Source organism: Rhodococcus sp. USK10 (assembly GCF_019378875.1).
Lineage (GTDB): Bacteria > Actinomycetota > Actinomycetes > Mycobacteriales > Mycobacteriaceae > Rhodococcus_F > Rhodococcus_F pseudokoreensis.
In genome coordinates this window covers 948,666-968,398 of record NZ_CP076047.1, presented here as the reverse complement: position 1 = coordinate 968,398, position 19,733 = coordinate 948,666, and the positions used below count along the sequence as shown (strand labels likewise).

The 19,733-nt window shown below is 61.6% G+C and carries 20 protein-coding genes; 8 read left to right on the top strand and 12 right to left on the bottom strand.

What is annotated here, in order from left to right; all coding sequences use genetic code 11:
* Positions 1 to 72 precede the first annotated feature (72 nt).
* The 5 genes from I1A62_RS05035 to I1A62_RS05015 form a co-directional block, all read right to left on the bottom strand.
* Positions 73 to 765 carry an acetoacetate decarboxylase family protein gene (locus tag I1A62_RS05035; protein ID WP_219454536.1) on the bottom strand — a complete coding sequence of 231 codons (693 nt, stop codon included), beginning with the start codon at positions 763 to 765 and terminating at the stop codon, positions 73 to 75.
* Between the two features lie 69 nt (positions 766 to 834).
* Complete coding sequence (locus I1A62_RS05030) at positions 835 to 2,016, bottom strand: CaiB/BaiF CoA-transferase family protein (RefSeq protein WP_257890453.1); 1,182 nt, start codon at positions 2,014 to 2,016, stop codon at positions 835 to 837.
* The gene (locus I1A62_RS05025) at positions 2,013 to 3,278 is read right to left on the bottom strand and encodes a CaiB/BaiF CoA-transferase family protein (RefSeq protein ID WP_219454534.1); all 1,266 of its coding nucleotides are present in this window, start codon (positions 3,276 to 3,278) and stop codon (positions 2,013 to 2,015) included. The genes I1A62_RS05030 and I1A62_RS05025 overlap by 4 nt, the downstream gene beginning before the upstream one ends.
* 1 nt (position 3,279) lies before the next feature.
* Entirely contained in the window at positions 3,280 to 4,191 is a 912-nt protein-coding gene (locus tag I1A62_RS05020; RefSeq protein WP_219454532.1) for an alpha/beta hydrolase, read from the bottom strand.
* Positions 4,192 to 5,332: 1,141 nt separating this feature from the next.
* Positions 5,333 to 5,986 carry a TetR/AcrR family transcriptional regulator gene (locus I1A62_RS05015; protein ID WP_219454530.1) on the bottom strand — a complete coding sequence of 218 codons (654 nt, stop codon included), beginning with the start codon at positions 5,984 to 5,986 and terminating at the stop codon, positions 5,333 to 5,335.
* Between the two features lie 190 nt (positions 5,987 to 6,176).
* Here I1A62_RS05015 and I1A62_RS47070 point away from each other — a divergent pair, with 190 nt between their 5' ends.
* On the top strand, positions 6,177 to 6,668 hold the full coding sequence (locus I1A62_RS47070) for a PaaI family thioesterase (RefSeq protein WP_374710680.1): 492 nt from the start codon (positions 6,177 to 6,179) through the stop codon (positions 6,666 to 6,668).
* Between the two features lie 1,044 nt (positions 6,669 to 7,712).
* On the opposite strand, the gene I1A62_RS05005 is transcribed toward I1A62_RS47070, so the two are convergent.
* The 5 genes from I1A62_RS05005 to I1A62_RS04985 all read right to left on the bottom strand — a co-directional run bounded on the left by I1A62_RS05005 (position 7,713) and on the right by I1A62_RS04985 (position 12,177).
* Positions 7,713 to 8,531 carry a mycofactocin-coupled SDR family oxidoreductase gene (locus I1A62_RS05005; protein ID WP_219454528.1) on the bottom strand — a complete coding sequence of 273 codons (819 nt, stop codon included), beginning with the start codon at positions 8,529 to 8,531 and terminating at the stop codon, positions 7,713 to 7,715.
* Positions 8,532 to 8,617: 86 nt separating this feature from the next.
* On the bottom strand, positions 8,618 to 9,361 hold the full coding sequence (locus I1A62_RS05000; RefSeq protein WP_219454526.1) for an SDR family NAD(P)-dependent oxidoreductase: 744 nt from the start codon (positions 9,359 to 9,361) through the stop codon (positions 8,618 to 8,620).
* Positions 9,358 to 9,696 (bottom strand): NIPSNAP family protein, encoded by a 339-nt coding sequence (locus tag I1A62_RS04995; protein WP_219454524.1) that lies wholly within the window; start codon positions 9,694 to 9,696, stop codon positions 9,358 to 9,360. Before I1A62_RS04995 ends, I1A62_RS05000 begins: the two co-directional genes overlap by 4 nt.
* Before the next feature lie 68 nt (positions 9,697 to 9,764).
* Complete coding sequence (locus I1A62_RS04990) at positions 9,765 to 10,508, bottom strand: SDR family NAD(P)-dependent oxidoreductase (RefSeq protein ID WP_219454522.1); 744 nt, start codon at positions 10,506 to 10,508, stop codon at positions 9,765 to 9,767.
* Between the two features lie 40 nt (positions 10,509 to 10,548).
* Positions 10,549 to 12,177, bottom strand: a complete 1,629-nt coding sequence (locus tag I1A62_RS04985) for an NAD(P)/FAD-dependent oxidoreductase (RefSeq protein ID WP_219454520.1) — start codon at positions 12,175 to 12,177, stop codon at positions 10,549 to 10,551.
* Between the two features lie 337 nt (positions 12,178 to 12,514).
* On the opposite strand from I1A62_RS04985, the gene I1A62_RS04980 reads away from it, so the two are divergent.
* From I1A62_RS04980 to I1A62_RS04950, 7 genes are all read left to right on the top strand, one after another.
* Positions 12,515 to 13,699, top strand: a complete 1,185-nt coding sequence (locus I1A62_RS04980; RefSeq protein ID WP_257890452.1) for an acetyl-CoA acetyltransferase — start codon at positions 12,515 to 12,517, stop codon at positions 13,697 to 13,699.
* Positions 13,696 to 14,115 (top strand): Zn-ribbon domain-containing OB-fold protein, encoded by a 420-nt coding sequence (locus tag I1A62_RS47065; protein ID WP_374710678.1) that lies wholly within the window; start codon positions 13,696 to 13,698, stop codon positions 14,113 to 14,115. The genes I1A62_RS04980 and I1A62_RS47065 overlap by 4 nt, the downstream gene beginning before the upstream one ends.
* Entirely contained in the window at positions 14,112 to 14,891 is a 780-nt protein-coding gene (locus tag I1A62_RS04970; RefSeq protein WP_219454518.1) for an enoyl-CoA hydratase/isomerase family protein, read from the top strand. The genes I1A62_RS47065 and I1A62_RS04970 overlap by 4 nt, the downstream gene beginning before the upstream one ends.
* Before the next feature lie 73 nt (positions 14,892 to 14,964).
* A complete protein-coding gene (locus tag I1A62_RS04965) occupies positions 14,965 to 15,414 on the top strand; it encodes a MaoC family dehydratase (RefSeq protein ID WP_219454516.1) in 450 nt (149 codons plus the stop codon).
* Positions 15,415 to 15,477: 63 nt separating this feature from the next.
* Positions 15,478 to 16,584: a 3,4-dihydroxy-2-butanone-4-phosphate synthase gene (locus I1A62_RS04960; protein ID WP_219454514.1), complete on the top strand. Its 1,107-nt coding sequence runs from the start codon at positions 15,478 to 15,480 to the stop codon at positions 16,582 to 16,584.
* A 222-nt stretch (positions 16,585 to 16,806) separates the two neighbouring features.
* Complete coding sequence (locus tag I1A62_RS04955; protein ID WP_219454512.1) at positions 16,807 to 17,952, top strand: acyl-CoA dehydrogenase family protein; 1,146 nt, start codon at positions 16,807 to 16,809, stop codon at positions 17,950 to 17,952.
* A 62-nt stretch (positions 17,953 to 18,014) separates the two neighbouring features.
* On the top strand, positions 18,015 to 18,860 hold the full coding sequence (locus I1A62_RS04950) for an LLM class F420-dependent oxidoreductase (protein WP_219455115.1): 846 nt from the start codon (positions 18,015 to 18,017) through the stop codon (positions 18,858 to 18,860).
* Between the two features lie 97 nt (positions 18,861 to 18,957).
* Here I1A62_RS04950 and I1A62_RS04945 read toward each other — a convergent pair whose 3' ends face one another.
* On the bottom strand, positions 18,958 to 19,383 hold the full coding sequence (locus tag I1A62_RS04945; RefSeq protein WP_219454511.1) for a hypothetical protein: 426 nt from the start codon (positions 19,381 to 19,383) through the stop codon (positions 18,958 to 18,960).
* Entirely contained in the window at positions 19,346 to 19,717 is a 372-nt protein-coding gene (locus I1A62_RS04940; RefSeq protein WP_219454509.1) for a hypothetical protein, read from the bottom strand. The genes I1A62_RS04945 and I1A62_RS04940 overlap by 38 nt, the downstream gene beginning before the upstream one ends.
* Positions 19,718 to 19,733 lie beyond the last annotated feature (16 nt).

The window sequence follows — 19,733 nt, the reverse complement described above, 5'->3', positions numbered from 1 at the left end:
GACCAACTTCCGCTGTTACGTACGATAATCGTACGTTAAATGGGTAAGCGAGTCCACACCTTGATGCACAATTCACCACTCGGTCAGCACCTGAGCCATGCCGAGGCTGCTCTTTCCTCCGGTTCGATACTCGGCGTGTAGGACGTCGACAACCGGGATGAGGGACCAGTCGTTCAGTGCGGTCCCCTGATGAAGCGCGAGTGTGGCCACGGCGTCCCACGTGTCCGCCTCTCCCAGGCTGTAGGCATTCTGAGCCTTGAGCAATTGGGTCTTGAGGACATTCCCCGTGTGATCTCGCAAATCGGCGGTGTAACACGCGGCATACGCTTTGTGCTCTGCGGTACGGCGAGAGGTCGTCTGCAGCTTCACAGATGCCAAGGCCTCATTCGTGTAACCGAAGATGTCGCAACGGAACAGGCTTCCCGCCCAGCCGGCCTCGACCCGACCGAGCCCGTACGGCAATCCCCAGATCTCACGCGCGGCGATCGTCCCCATAAAATCCGTTTTCAATCCACTGACTGTGTATCGAACGGGCGCGCCCTGATACTCGGCGTACAGGCCGATATACGCGCCAATGTACGGTCCAAACGACGACGTCTTGTGACACGAGACGCGCAGCCAGGCTCGGGAGTTCTCCTCGGGGGACAGTGCCGGGGGAAGGGCGGACCGATAGGCATCGGTATCCGTTGAGAAGTCGACGAGAAAGTCCCAGTCCCGGGTGTACTCATACGGGCCCGGGGGGTACCACTGTGCAACGTCGCTCATCAGCGATCATTCCTAACTTTGAGTAATGTGTGAAAAGGTCAGCTGTCGGGAACGAGCCGACATGTATATCTACTGTCCCGCTGTCGGGTGCTCTGCTATCGCCACGGCGCCGGTAGAAATCAAGTTGTTCACGCGATCCGTGCCGATACCTAGTTCACCGAGCACCTCACGAGTGTGCAAGCCGGCCACGGGAGGCGGGCCGCCAATGGCTCCGGGTGTGCGACTGAGCCTGGGCGCAGGCGCAGGCTGAATGACATCGCCAACGGATACGAAGGTCTCGCGTGCCACATTGTGTGGATGGCGAGGGGCATCTGCAAGGCTGAGAACCGGAGCGAAGCACACATCGGTTCCCTCGAGAATGCTGCACCATTCATCGCGTGTGCGAGTACGGAAAATGTCGGCGAGTCGTTGCTCCTGCACCGCCCACTGTTCTTCGTCATGCTGCGCGTCCCACAGCGGTTCCGTCAGACCCAAGCAGCTGCGTAGCAGCGCGTAGAACTGCGGTTCCGCTGAAGCGATCGTGACAAACTGCCCATCTCGGCATTCGTAGACGTGATAGTAGGGTGCACCGCCATCAATCACGTTGCGCCCCCTACCCAACTTCCACTTTCCATCGGCGAGCAGACCGTGGTACGGAGCGCTGAGAGCCGCAACGCCGTCGACCATGGCGGCATCGACGACCTGCCCGACGCCGGTACGCTCTGCGACTCGCACTGCGCACAGGATTCCGAACAGTAGGAACATGGTGCCGCCGGCGAAGTCACCGACATAGCTGACCGCCGGTACCGGGGGCCCCGATGGATCCGCACCCATGCCTTCGAGGGCTCCGCTCAAAGCGATGTAGTTGATGTCGTGCCCGGCGGCCGACGCCAGCGGTCCATCCTGGCCCCATCCCGTCATGCGCCCGTACACGAGCCGAGGATTTCGACGATGACAGTCAACTGGTCCCAAGCCAATTCGTTCCATGACGCCGGGACGGTTACCTTCAATCAGAACGTCCGCGTGCTCTACCATCTCGAGCAGCAGTTCTCGACCGTCGTCGGTCTTGAGGTCGATCGACACGGAGCGTTTGCCTCGGTGTGTCGGTGCAATGTGATCGGATGCGCCGCGAGTCGGAACTCCCGGGCGATCGATTCGAATTACATCTGCTCCCATGTCGGCAAGGAGCATTCCGGCCAGCGGTCCTGGACCTATGCTGCGAACCTCGAGCACGGTGATGCCGGACAGCGCTCGTGGGCTGGTATCGGTCACCGGTGCTCCCCCGCGTTGTTGACAGCGCCCGCCTCGATCAACGCTTCGATTTCGGCATCGCTGTAGCCGACCGATGCCAGAATTTCTCGGCTGTGCTCTCCCAACCACGGAGCCGGGCCGGTGGGGCCTGCGTTGAAAGCGCCGAACCGAATCGGGTAGGACGGCTGACGGACAGTGCCCAGGTGCCGATGGTCGACGTCGTCGACGTACCCGTTGGCCAGCGCCTGTTCATCGCTCAGCACATCGGTGAAGCTGTGGACCGGCGCGAAGAACAGTCCCGCCGACCGAAGTTCGTCAAGCCAGGTTTCGCGGAGTTTCGTTTGAAAGGCCTCGTCGAGAATCTGATACAGCAACTTCAGGTTGGCATTACGGGAGTCGACGTCGTGGAAGCGCGGATCATTGACGAGTTCCGCGCAACCCAGAACCTGGCAGAAGGTCGACCAGTGTTCTTGTTCGGGATGATTGGTTCCCATCACCCACTTGCCGTCCGAACACTTGTAGAGGTTGCGCAGTGGCGACCGACTGAGCCGATCACCGTTCATCGAGACCTCGTGGCCCCGCGCACCGGTGAATCCGAGGTTGCCGTACATCAGCCATGTTCCAGCGCCATAGAGAGAGGTGTGCACCTCCTGCCCAATTCCGTGCAGTTCCCTCGCTGCCAACGCCGTGATCGCGGCATGACTGCCGACGATGGCGGTGAGGTGGTCCATGACCAGGACGTTGAGCGGCTGAGGGTTGTCTCCGCCCGCGGTGAACATCATGCCCGACATCGCTTGCCCCACATTGTCGAACGCTCCCGCATCGGCCAGGGGTCCGTCTCCTCCGAAGCCGGTGACGTTGACATGGATGATCGTCGGATTGATCGCCGACAACGCCTCGTAGTCGATTCCGAGCGCTCTGCGTGTAGGGCCACGGAGGTTGGTGACGAAGATGTCGGCCCCCTTGACGAGGCGTTCCAGAACTCCACGCGCGGCGTCGGATTTCAAGTCTAGGCTGATCCCGCGCTTGCCGCGGTTGGAGAGCTCGAACATGACAGTCCAACCGTCGGCATCGATGTTGCGCGTGTCGGTCATCGGCGCGAAGGCAGCGAAGAGTCGTTCGGGATCCCCTTGTAGGCTTTCGACCTTGATCACGTCAGCACCCAGGTCGGCGAGGATCGCGCCTACCGCAGGTCCGGCGTGCCACACTCCGACCTCGACAACACGAACACCATCCAGTGGGCCGCTCAGCTTCGGCGCGGCGTGCGCAGCGTTGACGACCACGTCAGTTCTTCGACAACGCGGCTCGGAGGTAGGCTCCGAGCTTCTCGATAGCGAGATCGGCCTCTGGAACGTGGCCAGCTCCCATCTGGAACACATGCTGCATCTCCGGGAATACCTCGAACTCGACTGCCACCCCACATTCGAGGGCCTTGTCCCGCAGCCGGATCGAGTCATCGAGAAGTGTCTCGTGGCCTCCGACCTGGATGAACAGTGGGCACAGATTCGTGAGATCAGCACGGACCGGCGATGCGACAGGATCGTCAATCGCGCCAGAGGCGTAGAGCGATCCGAGTGCGCGCATGCCGTCGGCGGTCGCCATCAGGTCGAGATCGGCGTTGGTCGTCATAGACTCGCCTGTCGCCTCGAGGTCAGTCCACGGTGACATCAACGCCGCAGCTGCAGGCAACGGCAGTCCTTGATCCCTGAGTCTGAGCAGAGTGGACAGGACCAGGCCGCCTCCAGCCGAATCACCCACCAATACAACGTGCTCCGCGGGCACTCCTTTCTTGAGGACGGTTTCGTACGCGGTCACTGCATCATCGAGTCCCGCAGGAAACGGATTCTCGGGCGCACGCCTGTACTTCGGGACCAGGGTCTTCGCTCCCGCTGCCCGAGCCACATGGCCGGCAAGGTTCCGGTAGCCAACAGGCGTACCGAACGCGTAACCCCCGCCGTGCAGGTAGATGATGACTGCGTCGGCGAAGCCATCAGACGCGGATGGCTGCACCCACAATCCCGGAACGGCATCGCCCGAGGCATCGCTGAAAGTCACTCCATCCGGTTCCCCGGTCATCGCTTGCAGGCCTTCGGCGACGACACGCTGATCGTCGAGGGGCAGGTGAGCCACTGCTGCCATGCGCGCGCCATGCCGCTTCAAGTCTTCGACAAACTTGGCAGCTTCTTTACTCGCCATTGATGACCGCCTTTCGGGTGTTCAACCGCGGCTACCAGGTGTGGAGCCGAGTGGGATGTGACCAGGACCATTACGTACTGTACTCGTACGTTAGGTGAGGTGATGGCCGACGTCAAGCCTTCGAACTCGCCACCTACGAGCCAGTGAGCGTCTTCGCCTGGACTGCGCCTACCCCTGCGACGGTCCAGTCCTTGGAGAGACGTTGGCCGCCCGGCTGGATCAGGCGTTCAAGGGATCGGCGTTGCTCTGGTGAGAGCTCACTTGAAGCCAGCGTGCCCAGTATCCGCTTCAGGGATGCATGGAACCGCGCGGGACTCATTCCGAACGTGACCCATATTTCGCTGATGGGCACCTTGCCGTAGGGCGCCCATCGGAGTGCGAGGTTCAGCATTGCACTGTCGTCGCTTCTTCGCCTCATGTCGTCTATCACCTCAGTGTGCTGGGAAAAAGGTCCTGGATCTGCGCTGACGGCGGATGTGGAGGTCGATTTCGCTCTCTGCTAAGACGCGTGCAGCGCGATCGCGTCATTGGGAGATCGGGCGGCGAGCCGGTCGTTCGCCACCCGAAAGCCGTGGGAGGAGCCACCTTCACACTGACGTGGCACCTTTCGTTCACGAGCCGCGATAAGCCGCGGCTTGCGTAGTCCCGTCGGCACCTGTGTTCCAATGATGCATTCGTCTGACGTTCGGTTAGGCGTCGAAGCAGCTCGAGTGCAGGGCCAACCAGCTGTGTGCTCCACTTTTCCGGATTCCGTCGAGGACTCGACTCGGCAGAACTCCTTCGCGGACGCTCCCAGCAGGCTGCCTATTTTGGCGATCGCGCCGCCGGCCCGGAGAGTGTCGCCGCCGAGTTGGAATACTGCTGCCCTCGTACCTGCCCCCTTCGGTTTCTCGCTCGGCGAAGACTCGGGCGGGTGAAGAGAAGCGGGAGGCGACAAGGGTTCCCGAGGGCTGCAACCTGACAGGCTGCTTTCGCATCCGCTGGAAGTCGCCGTGTCGATCACGGCACCCGTGACGCTACGTGAAGATACGCAGGGCCAGGCGCTCGCCGACTGAACGCACCCAAGCCCTACCGGAGCACCCCCCGAGAGCGATGAGTGATCGACTGTCGTCGATGGAACTAGACAGCTGTGGCCGCATTCTCAAGACGAGTTTGCCTCGCCTGACATCCGTCCGAACTCTGCCAGTGCGCGGAGAGTCCAGTTGGAGAGTTCCTCCACGTAGGCTTCCTCTTGCAAGGTCAACTTCGCGCGCTCCGACGGTGGGGTGTGGATAGTACGCATCACGACCGGCCCGCCGATCGCCTCCAGCATGAGCTTCACTGGCGGAGAGCAGGTCAGCTCCCCCCGCTCGATAGCGCGAGACGTGATCCCCTCGAACTCAATCTGGGCGGGATGTAGCAGGTCCGAGCGCGAGATAACTTGCAGCTCAGAATGAAACGGCAGCTCTACCTGAAGTCGTAACCACGCGCGACCAGAGTCAGTCATCATGAAGTTGAAGAACCGCCGAATATAGTCTTCGATGTCTGCGCGCAGAGACCCGTGGTCGACGGCGGTCTGATCCACGAGTTGAGTGGTCGCAGCTCGGAGCAACTCGATACGCGAACTCCACCGTCGGTACAACGCAGGCTTTCCGACTCCGGCCTCCGACGCCACCGCGTCGAAGGTGAAGCGTTCCCAGCCGCGGCAGGCGAATACGCGGACAGCCGCCTCGAGAATACGCCTGTCGTAGCCGGCTTGCCGCGGCCTGCCGACTGGCACCTGCATCACTGTGGTATCTTCAGCGCCGCTTTCCACATTCCCCTCCTGGCTTCGACCGAAGTGGGACACTCATAAAGTTCACACTCCATAACGTACTTCTACTGTACGTTATTACTGAGCGGACCGGGCGTGGGTATTCCATACGGTGTGCCCCGGGTCAGTCCCCGGCCCGCACCTTGCCCGCCAAACATCTCAGCTTGCCCCAACGATAGGACTACCGGGACCCATGGAACACCCTTCGGCTTGTAGCCCGCCGCAGCACCAGCCACTGCCGGCAAGCGGGTCGAGAACAGATTGGATATCGTGGGCGAATTCCCTGGAAAGCATGAGGGCAATCGGGCTCGTGTGCTTGTCAGTCGAACCCGAACAATCCGAGTTCATGTTGGAAGTCAGCAATTTCCCCTTGAACGCAAACTCTGCCATCAACGGCGGGATAGTTGCCGCTGTCGCGGACCAGGCAATGGCAGTCGTTGCCGCTCGCGCGTCTGCGCCGGACTTCGTGCCAGTCACCGGCTCCCTGCACATCCAGTTCCACTCGCCCGCCCATTTCCCTCTGACCGTTCGCGGCACACTGTTGCCGAGTGGGTTTCGGATCAAGTATGTCGAAGTGGTAGTCGAGGACGACGCAGGTCGACGATGCGCGACCGCACATGGAACTATGATCAGTGGACGAACCGCTCGACGAATTGCACCGCGACGCAGCAACAACGAGCCTTGATCAGCACTCGCAGACCCCGCGTCGAAACGAGCGAATGCAAAGCATGTACCCGCAGGGGTGGAACTTGTCCCCCATCGCCGTAGGTTGTCGATTCCCGATGCGGGCCCGTGGTCAGCGTGGCTCCAGGTGCCGCCGCGCGAGCTTCCCTCTGGTTGCAGATGCCTTTACCAAAGGCCAATTGGAACTTCAGCGCAACATTGCTTCACCGCGGGACACCGCCGGCCTGTACCTCAACCTGGGTTCCTCCGACTGCCACAAATCGGTTCTTTGCGTATCGTTATAACTGGTGCCATGCCCGAGGCGCTCGTTCTTCCACAGTCATCGATCGCAACCCGGATGTTGCGCCGGGGTGGCGGAGGGCCTCGTCATAGGAGGGATACCATTCAGCGGAGCACCGAGGGAGCAGATGGAGGGGCTGATCACGTAGCCGGCGATCGGAGCCCGGCGCCATTCGGGATCACCAATATGGCGACCGGAGGATCGCTGACGGACGGCGCACATTCCCGCGGGACTTGGGTTCGCCTGGCCGACAGACGTTGTACGACAGACAAATCAAGACAATCTTCCCGCCGAGCCGCCGACGCGTTTACACGGATCCTGCAATGGATACCCTGGCGATGGTCATGTGGAGCCGCGACGATGAAGGTCAGGCCGGTCCTGATTGGGCCATCGTTCCAACCCGGTGGTCAAGATCGCGGTGGGCAGGCGCAGCGGCTCCGACGGCCATGCCCTCGCCGCGGCATTCACTACCCTGATAGCGGCCGCGTTCTCCCGCGACCAGGCACGGTGATCGACGACCGCGAAATCGCTGAGGTCGAGTACAGCGTCTGGTTCAGTCACCGCGTGTTCCACGTCGAGACCTGACTGATCGAGCCCGCCGTAGCCGAACAGGTTTTCACCATTACGTCTCAGCGGGAACAGCCGAGGTTGGCCACAAGCGTCTACACGAGACGCGGGCGGCACCGTTGGCGTCTTCTCAGCGGGTCCGCGTACCGACGATCATCGTGCCAGGCAACAGAACAATCGCTCAGCAGCGCTGACAGGTCAATGCAGTGTGATTCCGGCATCGATCGTCATGGCGTGACCGGTGATGAAACGCGCTTCCTCGGATACCAGGTAGGCGACGGTATTGGCGACGTCGCTGGGTTCGACCAGGTCGACGTCGAGCATGTTTGTGAAGAGGCTTGCCGGCCGCGGATTCCGTTCGGTCGCCGCGGCGAAAATCTCCTGCACGCTCGGATCCGTCGCCATCTCGGTATTTACACCCGTTGGGTGGATACTGTTGACCCGGATGTTGTCCTTGGCCAGCTCGGCCGCGAATGCCTTGGCCATCCCGGTCACGGCATACTTGCTTGCAACGTAGTCGATCATGAAGGGCTGAACACGAACGCCCGCCGCCGAACTGGCCAGTACTATGCACCCGCCGGGTCGTTTCTGCAGGTGGGGAGCGCCCACCATGACCGTGTTCCACACCCCGATGAGGTTGATGTCGATGGTGTCCCTGAAGGCCGCCGGAGTGATCTGGTCCCATTCTGTGATTACTGCAATTCCCGCATTCGCGACGACGATATCGAGGCCGCCGAACTTCTCGACTGCGTCGTCGACGGACGATTTCATCGCGTCGAAGTCGCGCACATCGGCGACAATGGGTATCACTCGCCCGCCGAGTTCCTCGACCAGCGCCACCGTCTTGTCGAGGTCGTCGGTCGTAGAAGAGCGATACTTGACGCTCTTCGGTAGCGCGTCACACAAGTCGAGTGCAATGATCGCCGCCCCCTCTGACGCCAGCCGCTGAGCGTGCGCCCGGCCCTGGCCACGTGCTGCGCCGGTGATCAATGCAACTTTGCCTGTCAAATCTGACATGGGTTCTCCTCTTCTTGTCTTGGATGCCGAAAGGTTGATCCAGCTGTGAGCGAGGATGTCCCCGCGGTTGAGCCGTTCTGCGACGACTACTGTGCCGTCAATCCGCCGTCGATGTAGAGTTCGGCCCCTGTGATGAAGGTGGACTCTGGGCTGGTAAGGAATGCGACGGCGTCGGCTACTTCTGCCGGCGTGCCCAGTCTGTTCATGGGTGTCCTTGCGACGGTCGCCTCGCTGAAACTGGTGTCTCCGAGACGATCGAGCATCCGTGGCGTGCCGATGTAGCCCGGGTGGAGGGAGTTCACGCGCACGCCGGCAGAGGCCCAGTAGACGGCTGCGCTCTTGGTCATTCCACGAACCGCCCCCTTTGCGGCGTGATACGCGAAACTATGTGGCACGCCGATTGTTCCCAGGATGGAGCAGACGTTGACGATCACCCCGCCTCCGCTCCGTTCGATAAGCGCGCCTGCGTGTTTCATCCCGAGCCACGTGCCGGTCTGACCGACCGCTATGACCGAGTCCCACGCTGTAACCGACTCATCGACGACCGATCCCAGCGTTGCCACCGCAGCGTTGTTCACGAGACCATAGAGCCCGCACTCTCGAGACTCGAGCTCGTCGACCACGGCGGCCCACGCCGATTCTGTCGATACGTCGAGCTGACGTGCGATGTGTTCGCCGCCCAGTCGCGCGACGAGTTTCTCGCACGCATCCCGGTCGATGTCGGTGACTATCAGCTGGGCACCTTCGTCGGCGAGGCGTCGCACGATCTCCTCGCCGATCCCTCCGGTCGCGCCGGTGACAAGGACGCGCTTCCCCTCGAAACGCGTCATGCTCCGTTGCCCTTCGGGCTCAGTGCGGACAGGTCCGAGAATGGGGTCAGTCGGGTGGTCTGGCTACTGCCTTTCACGACCAGTCTTCGGACTTCTGGAAGCATGTTCTGTTTCCAGAACTCGCTGTCGTACACCGCTGAGTAGAGACGGTCGCGCTGCTCGTCGCTGTCGAACTGACGCATCCACACAAACCTGGTGTGATCATTGTCTGCCCAGAAGAGCCCGAGGACCGTCATCCCGCAACCCTGTTGATATGGGACGGCACGTTCCATGAAGCCCTCCCACTGCTCCCACATCCCTTCGTTCACCTGGTATTCGTACTGTTCGATGAACACTTTGCACTCCTCACCATCGAGCCGAGCCATTTTGAACAACCAACACCAGTGCCATTCGGTGGTTTGCGCTACCCCGCAAGGCGTCCACCGTCGACCGGAATCGAGGTACCCGTGACGTGACCGGCCGCCGAACTCATCAGAAACGCGACCGAGTCCGCAACGTCTGATGGGTGCGCAAGCCGACCCATCGGCACTTGGGCTGCGCGTGCCTGTGGATCAAGACCGAGGCCGGCGAAGATCGTACTCATCATCTGCCCGGCAACTGGACCCGGACAGATCGCATTGACGCGTACACCGCGAGCGGCCCATTCCAAGGCGGCCGTTCTGGTCAAACCCATAACCGCATGCTTCGAGGCGATATAGGCCGCCATGTTTGCCTGGCCGGCCGACCCGCCGATACTCGAAGTATTCACCACAGCGGCGCCGCTCCCCATCAGTGGCCCGATGTGCTTGAGTCCGAGGAAGACACCACGCACGTTCACCGCCAGGACCCGATCGAAGGTCTCGGTGGGGTATTCGGTGAGCGGCACACAGGCCCCGGTGATCCCGGCGTTGTTGAAGAACCGGTCAACCGATCCGCCACCGAACTCGCTGGCGAAGCGGCTATATCGCACCGCGTCGTGCTCCGATGAAACGTCGCACTGCAGAATTGCCACCTCGCTGTACGCATCCCGTACGGCGCTCTCCACCGCGCGCAGGTTCGGCAGGTCGACGTCCACGAGCAGTACCCGGGTATCCGGGGATGCCATGCGGGACGCAACCGCGGACCCGATGTCGCCCCCGGCACCCGTGATCACCAATGTCTCAGTCATCGAGCAGTTCTGACGACTTCCGCGGGCGTGATGTTCCCTCTCACTGGAGCTCCATGCCTTTGTATCCGCTATCAGCCACCTGAGCGGCCCATTCCCGCCACTTCCCCAGGCCGCCGTAGTAGGTCAAGATCTTGCCGTCGGATCCGGGGATGTTGCCACGCTGGTACCACGAACCTTTCGCGAGCAGAACCGGTTTCACGGTTTCATAAACATGCTCGGTCCATTCGCGCGCCGCTTCCTCCGTCACTTCGACGCGAGAGTAGCCATGGCGCTTGACGTAGGTGATCAAGTCCGAGGCCCAATCCGCATGGACCTCGCTGAACGCCGGGAGGTTGCCGCCCACGCTGTGCACGCCGGCCACAAATGTCATGTTGGGGAATCCGGGCACGCCCATGCCCAACAGGGTGCGTGGGCCGTCGGACCAGGCGTCCATCAGCGCTTGACCGTCCTTGCCGCGGATGTCGAGCTTCTTCAGCGCACCGAGCCACGCTTCGAAACCGGTGGCGAAGATGATTACATCGAACTCGAACTCATCTTCGGTGGTGACCACACCAGTTTTTGTGAACCGTACGACCGGGGACTCTTTGAGGCTCGCCAGCTGGACGTGGTCGCTGTTGTAGGTCTCGTAGTAGGACGTTCCCTTCGGCGGGCGGTGCATGCCGAATCCGTGATCGTTCGGAATCAGCCGCTCCGCCAGATCCGGGTCTTCGATACTCGCACTGATCTTCTCGGCCACATACTTCGAGAACTCCTGGTTCGCGGCGGGGTCTGCCAGGGTGTCGGCAAAATTCGACGACAGGATGCGCAGCCCCCCAGAATGGTAAACCTCGTCGTACTTCTTCAGACGTTCCTCCTCCGAGACCTCGAATGTGAGGCGCGGCTCAGGTTCATGAATGAAGCCGCCGATGTGGCCGAGTCGTTTCTGGTGTACTTCCCGGAAGTTCTTTCGGTACCCCTCCTGCTCTTCCGGTGTGAACGGCCGGTTGTTCAGGGGTGTGACCCAGTGGCCGCTGCGCTGGAACACCGTCAACGACGCGGCGTCTCGTGCCACCTCCGGCACCAGCTGAACGCCGGACGAGCCGGTGCCGAAGATCGCGACACGCTTGCCGGCGAAGTCGATCCCCTCAGCAGGCCATTCTCCCGAATGGACCATGACTCCTTGAAAGTCGTCCATCCCGTCGAACGCAGGAATGTAGGGCTCGGACAGCATGCCGGTCGCCAGGACGAGGAATCTGGTCACTACCTCCTGGCCGTCGGCATACCCCACCACCCATACGTTGTTGTTCGAATCGAACCGGGCGCTTACGACAGTTGTGTCGAGCTGGACCTTGTCGCGTAATTCGAACCGGTCGACAACGAAATTGAAGTAGCGTTCGATCTCCGGCTGGCCGGCATAGTGCTCACTCCACTGCCATTCCTCGGCCAGGATCTCAGAGAAGAAGTACCCGTACGAGTAGGAATCGGAATCGAATCGGGCACCGGGGTAGCGGTTCCAGAACCAGGTTCCGCCCAGCCCGGAACCTCGCTCGACCAAACGCACGGAGTGACCTTGCTCGTTGAGTCTGTAAAGGGCGTAGATTCCCGAAACCCCGCCCCCGACTACGAGGGCGTCGAGTACCTCACCCTTCGCCGACTCCGGATCAGCACCGTGCGCCTGTTGGTTGTTCATTCGGACCTCACATGTCGTTGAATTGGGGTGTGCATCCGGCCCAGGCGCGCGTCTGTATTTGACTGCGCCAGATGGGAACTGAGCTCGAGTGAGCGACCGGTGTGCTGAGACTCCCACTCGAGATCGGATGCGTCAAGCATCACATTCAAACGCATCGGCCACCCCTCTCGCCTCACCACTCTTACGCTTGCACTAAACGTACTAAAATAGTACGATACTACGAGAGGGCCTGGTCAGCCAAGGTCTACGCAGAGTCAACCGGCGCGGAAAGTTAACCCCCGGGCGCACCGACTTCTGCGATCCGAACGCGAGCCACGAGAGAGAGGATGGCGTTCACGTGCCCCGTCGCGCTTTCATTGCAGGTATCCACGAGTTCCCCTCGCGAGTTGCACCGTCCTACTCGCCCCATCAGATCAAAGCCGAGAGCGCGTCCAAGGCACTCGCCGATGCCGGACTCCCGTGGTCCGCTGTCGGCGGCCTCTACGACGCAGGTGAGTCCGAGACGTCACTTCCCGGGCTAGGGGTGGCGGAGTACCTGGGAATCAAACCCAAGGTCATCGACACGACGAATGTCGGCGGGTCGTCGTACGAGCTTCACATCGGTCACGCGAAACGTGCCATCGAGGCCGGCCTGATCGATGTTGCACTGATCACCTACGGTTCAACTTTGCGGAGCGAGTCGAGTTCGGGGGGTATCCCGACGAGCATCGGAATACACGAAACCCCCGCGGAGCGGATCGAGCGTCCGCACGGTCTGTCGCTGGTCGGCAGCTATGCCCTGGTTGCATCGCGCCACATGCACGAGTACGGCACCACTTCTGAGCAGTTGGCGTCCGTCGCGGTGTCCGCACGCCGGCACGCACTTCGCAACCCTCTGGCAGTCGATGGCCTCGAGGCTCTGGCAATACGGTCTCGCGGTGAGTTGACCGTAGACGACGTGGTTTCGTCTCGCCCCATCGCCGATCCGTTGCGTCTTCTCGATTGCTGTCTGATGACGGACGGAGGCGGAGCAGTCGTCCTCGTGTCAGATGCTGTACTCAAGGACTGCCGACATGCCGGGGTCGAGGTTCTCGGCACGGGTGAGGCAGTGTCGTTCGTCGATGCCGACAGTGACCTGACCACCTCGGCTGCGGTCGAGTCCGGCCGCCGTGCATTCGCCGAAGCCGGTGTCAGGCCCGACGATATCGACGTCGCAATGCTTTACGACTCGTTCAGCATCACCGTCGTCACCCAATTGGAGGATCTCGGCTTCTGCCCCAAGGGTGCGGGTGGCGAATACGTGGCCAGTGGCGTACTGGATTTCGACTCGGACGGCGGTCCGGCAGTCAATACCGACGGTGGAGGACTCTCGTCGACCCACCCCGGGATGCGAGGACTCTTCTTGCTCATCGAGGCCACCCGACAGATGCGCGGTTCATCGACGTCCCAAGTGCCCGGCGCCGAACTCGCGGTCTGCAACGGGATCGGGGGATTCCTCGGATCCCGGCACGCGTCCGGAACTGTAGTCCTCGGGAGGGCATGATGACACACCAACACTTCACTGCTGCGGCGGTAGGTTCGGAGCTGTCACGCTGCTCGGATTGCCACCACCTCTTCACATATCCACGCGGTCACTGCTCGCAGTGCGGGTCGCTGTCGATCACCAGCGAGCCGATCCGAGACCGCGGCACCGTGTACGCGGTGACGGTCGTACGCGCACACCCGAACCCCGAGTTCAACGCGATGGCACCGTATGCCGTCGCATATGTAGATCTTGATCTTGGCGGTCGAGTGCTGACCCGACTCACCACCCCTCATGCAGCGTCGGTCCGAATCGGCGACCGCGTCGAAGTGGGCCCGCCCGCCGCCATACCTGCGACGCATGACAGGTCGCCGAACGCGACCCCGCCGGTCGCGCCGTTCGGTACAGCAGCCCAGGAAGAGCAGGTAGGCCGATGACCTCCACCGAGTCGACCCTTGGGGTTCATCGTCAGGATGACATTGTCACCGTTCGATTCGATCGTCCTGAGAGCAAGAATGGGCTCCGCACGCAGGAGTGGACCGATCTGAAGGCAGCCCTGGACGAGGTCAGCAAAAACAACAGCGATCGGGTGGTCATTCTGACCGGCGCCGGCGGGAACTTCTCGTCCGGAGCCGAACTGGGTGCATCATCGGATGATCTGTTCCCCCTCGCCCCCATGCAGATCGTCAACGAGGCTTGCCTGGCGATTCGACGACTGAACAAACCTGTGATCGCTGCCGTGTCGGGGTATGCGGTGGGTGCAGGCTTCAACCTGGCCCTCTCCTGCGATCTCGTTGTCGCCGATTCGACCGCCCAATTCTCACAGATTTTCGTCAAGAGGGGGATGTCACCCGACCTGGGAGGTTCGTGGTACCTGCCACAGGCACTCAGTCTTCATCGGGCCAAGGAGATCGCCTTCTTCGGTGAAATGCTGACCGCGACGCAGGCCCGCGAGCTGGGCCTAGTCAATCATGTCGTGGCACCGGAGGATCTCGATTCATTTTGCGATGATTGGGCGTCGAAACTGAAGGCGCTTCCACCGATCGCATTGGCGCGGACCAAACATCTGCTGAACAGTTCGTTCGATGGAAGCTTCGGGGCTGCACTCGATCGGGAAGCTGTCTTCCAAGAGCACAACTTCACAACACTGGACACCCACGAAGCCATCTCGGCGTTCCTCGAGAAGCGGAATCCCCGCTACCTCGGGCGTTGAGAACTGGTCGGGCACGATAAGTCAAGCCGATCGGCGCCGTATGTCGCGGAGTCGACGCACGATAGGGAGTGACATGAAAGTCTTCGACGGAATCGACGAATTCCAGAGCGCTGTGGGATCCCATCTAGGCTTCAGCGACTGGATCCCGGTCTCGCAAAACGATATTAATACTTTCGCGGAGGTGACCGGTGACCGCCAATGGATACACGTCGACCCGGAGAGCGCTGCAGGTGGTCCCTTCGGCACAACGATCGCACACGGGTATCTCACGGTGTCGCTGATTCCGCGGCTGACGGCAGAAATCTTCTCGATCGACGGCCTGTCGATGGGTATCAACTACGGCTTGAACAAGGTTCGATTCCCTGCCGTCGTCCCAGCCGACAGCAAGGTGCGCGCCGGCGCCGAGATCGCGTCCGTAGAACCGACCCACCACGGGCTTCTGGCCACAATCAGGGTGACGATCGAATGTGCCGGGTCGGACAAACCAGCATGTGTTGCTGACACCGTCACCCTATTCGCGTGAGAACACAGCGCGGTGAGCAGTTCGCTTTCACATAATATCTTCCGGGAGAATGGAGAACCCGCTGTGAGTGGTTCAATCCAGCGAGTCGCGCGTGCTGTTGCCGACCTCGTCGACGGCAACGCCATCGTCCTCGTCGGTTGCGGGAGTACGGACCCGGACGGATACCTTGTTGTCGCGGCAGAGAATGCCAGCACTTCCGCTCTCGACTTCATGGTTCGTCACACATCGGGATTCATTTGCGCCGCAGTGACCGACGACGCATGTGCGCGGATCGACCTGCCACCTATGGCCGGAACCCGCCCGACCCCCGGAGACGACTACACAGTCGCGGTCGATGCCGCAGGGGTGAGCACGGGCATCTCCGCCAAGGACCGAGCCTGGACTCTCCGTCAGATCGCGGACCCGTTCAGCACTCCGTCCGGGTTCACCCGCCCGGGACACGTCATTCCTATTCGGGCCCATAGCGACGGGGTGCTCGGTCGTCGCAGGTCGGCAGAGGCGGTCATCGATCTGATGCGTGCGGCCGGACTTCGGGAGGTGGGCGCACTCGCGGCACTTGTCTCGGTCGCCGACCCCACTGGTATCGCGGATTCGACCGAGTCGCTCGCGTTTGCGGACGCGCACCAACTGAATTCGATCTCAGTACAGGATATTGTGAACTATCGGAGAAGTACTGAAATTCACGTCCGTCAGACCTTCCGTACCCTGCGTAACACACCCTGTGGCACCGTCGAGGCATTGGGATATCACAGTGACGTCACCAATGCCGACTACATTGCCTACTCCTCAGGCGATCCGTCAACACTGAGCCGCGCACGAGTGCACGCACGCTTCGAGACCGACTTCGCCCCGCATGCACCTTCGGTAGACCAGGCCGAGCCCGATATCACCGACGCACTCGTTGACCGCGACGGCCTGATCGTGATCGCCCGACGCGCGAATGACGCGGATGACATGGAGCAGTCCGCCCGCCCGAACTGCTCCTTCCACAATCGATACGGCGAGCGAATTGCTGATATCGCGCAAATACTACGTGCCCGCGAAGTCCTCGAGCCCCGCCTAGTCAACCCACCGCCGGGACTGTTCGAGGTATGGAGCACCTTGGCATCGCCCGCAGTCGGTAAGGCTGCACCGCAGTGCGTATCGCCGACTTCACCGACACGAGGGTAACGACCCCGCCGAGGCATGTGTAGAAATCGCCCCTTCCCGGACGACTACGGCGACGATGCGTCGACCCGGCCCGACTACTCACTCTCCCCCAACTGCGCTAGCGAACAGTAGATTCGCCCCGGTGCAGGTGTCGATATCGACCGACCCAGCAAGTGCATCGCGAGACGCCACCCGGCCAGAACCAATCCCCTGAACCATTCGAACGGCACATAGAGAGTCGACATGAAGAGATCAGCCTTCACTGCAGAACACGACCAGTTTCGAGAATCGGTGCGTGACTTCCTGAACCGGAAGGTGGTGCCCAACGTTGACTCCTACGCGGAAAAGCGACTGATCGAACGCGAAGTATGGCGCGAAGCCGGAAAGCAGGGCATCCTCGGCCTCGAAGTTCCGGAGACATATGGTGGCGGTCAGGCCAACGACTACAGATTCAACGCCGTCGCCACTGAGGAGCTTGCCGCCGTCAGCATGGCACTGGTATCAAGCTTCAGTATCCACTTCGATATCGTGACACCCTACATCGTCGACCTCGCAACGGAGGAAACCAAGCGAGAGTGGTTGCCTCAGATGGCCGAGGGAGAAGTCGTCGCCGCTATCGGCATGACTGAGCCCGCCGGTGGGTCCGACTTGGCAAGTCTCAAGACATCAGCCGTCCGCGACGGTTCGGACTGGATACTCAACGGCTCTAAGACCTTTATCACCAACGGCTATTCCGCCGACCTGGTGGTCGTGGCCGCACGAACCGATCCTCAGCAACGTTCGAGAGGGATCAGCCTGTTCCTTGTCGATTCGTCCCTACCCGGCTTCGAACGCGGACGCAAGCTGGACAAGGTTGGCCAACCGGAGTCAGACACAGCTGAGCTCTTCTTCGACGGACTGCGCCTACCTGCCGCCGCAATGCTTGGCGAACCCGAAACAGGATTCGCAGCAATGATGGAACGACTTCCTCAAGAACGTCTCGGCACAGCCGTGGCGAACATTGCACATGCCAAGCAGATCCTCTCCGAGACAATCGACTACGTCAGGAATCGGAAAGCCTTCGGGCGATCAATCGGCTCCTTCCAGTACAACAAGTTTCTGCTTGCGGAGTTGGTGACGAAGATTGAGGTCGCCCAAGCATTCGTCGATGCCGCAGTAGCTGAGCACGCGGAGTCCGGCCTGAGCCCGGTGGACGCGGCCAAGGCGAAATGGTGGTCCGCTCACGTGCAGAACGAAGTGTTGGATCACTGTGTCCAACTCTACGGCGGCTACGGATATATGCGCGAATACAGGGTTGCGCGAGCGTGGATGGATGCACGTGTGACAAAGATTTGGGCCGGCTCCAATGAAATCATGAAGGAGATCATCGGCCGTGACCTCGCTGTGTGACTCCGCTGTTCATCCGTACAATCGAACCCCATCATTCTCTCGAAAGAGCGGTTGCTAGAGATATGACTTCCGACAGATCTGCACACATTGCACGCTTCGGAACGCACGGGGTCTGGGGAGGATGGGACAAGTTCTCCCCCGAGCAGGCCCGGGCCATCGAGGAGCTCGGTTACGGAACCATCTGGCTCGGGGGTTCACCCAAGCATCTGCGACCAATTCGCAAAATCCTGGACGCCACCGAGGCCATCACCGTCGCCACCGGCATCGTGAACATCTGGAACACCGACGCCGCGGTGATCGCCGACGAGTATCTCGAACTCGAAGACGACTTCCCGGGACGCTTCTACCTGGGTATCGGCGCCGGCCACCGAGAGGCCATCGCCAGCTACCAGAAGCCCTACACCGCCGTAAACCACTACCTCGATATCCTCGATGCCAAGAAGGTCCCGACCCAACGTCGCATCCTCGCAGCGCTCGGACCGCGGATGCTGCGACTGTCGGCGGACCGGGCCCTCGGCGCGCATCCGTACCTCACGCAGCCGACTCACACCGCACTCGCCCGGGCCGAGCTGGGTGATGGGGTCCTGCTCGCGCCGGAGCACAAAGTCGTCGTCAACATCGACCCTCAGAAAGCCCGTGAAATCGGTCGACCCCCGGTCGACCAGCCATACCTACATCTGACCAACTACGTGTCCAACCTCAAGCGGCTCGGTTGGGCGGATGTCGACATCGCCAATGGTGGTAGCGACGCACTAATCGACGCGCTCGTAGCCCACGGCGACGCGGCCACTGTGCGCGCGCAGGTCGATGAGCACCTCACCGCCGGCGCCGACCACGTTGCCATTCAAGTCCTCGGCGAGGACGACCCGGTCGGCTCGTTGGCCGAAATCGTCAAGGCTGCCGGATAGCGTCAGCTGAGGCGAAGGAATCACACTGCACCGCAGTGGGTCTACTCGGGCTCAAATTCGATCTGAGGCACGGGCGTCTCGCTGACCAGCGGTTGCCTCAACGATGTGGCAGCGCGGCTCCATGATGCTTCTGCCACATTGATGAGGCAAGTGGACGTAGAGCGGGAAGGGCCATTGCCGAAAACATGCCGGTAGGCGAACTGTAGGGCACCGGGCTGTACTCGCCGCGGGTGAGTATCCACCACCAGGATGGGCGTGTACGGGGAATCGGCGGGGCGATGATCACGTCTGGCCAGTCGGGGTTCGCCAGCATGTAGGGGGCGCGACGCCCACGCCACTGGGCGATGATGTCCTCGAGGCCTTCGATGCTCATCGGGGTGTCGAGGGTGGCCGCGGCTTGTTTGAGCCACGGCGCGAAATGGCGTTCGGCGTCTCGGGTGGTGCCGGTGCCGGGGAGCGCGTTCTCGAGGGTCAACCCAGTCAGGTCACGGCGGATCCGCCATCGCAATTCGGCCTGGCCCACGATCGGGGACCTCGTGCAGTGTGGGCCGCAGGCCTCTGGCGAGATTGGAGATCAAGCGGTTGCCCAGATCTTCGGCGCCGCCAAAGGCGTCCCGGCCGTGCCGGTACCGCAAAGCGGCGGCGTTCCCCCAGTGGGCAGCCAGCTTCCGCTCCCGGCGAGCCAACCCGGACGCGGACGACAGGAAGCGTGTCCGGGCCTGGCGTGCACGCTCGAAAACCTCGCCGTCCATCCGGGCACGCCGCTCGGGATCACACTCGGCCAGCGGCATCAACGCCGTCCACAGCTGCTGCGCAGCGGCGACGTACGCCCCGAGTGAGACCGGGTCGGTGCGCATGCGTTTCACTGGGGGT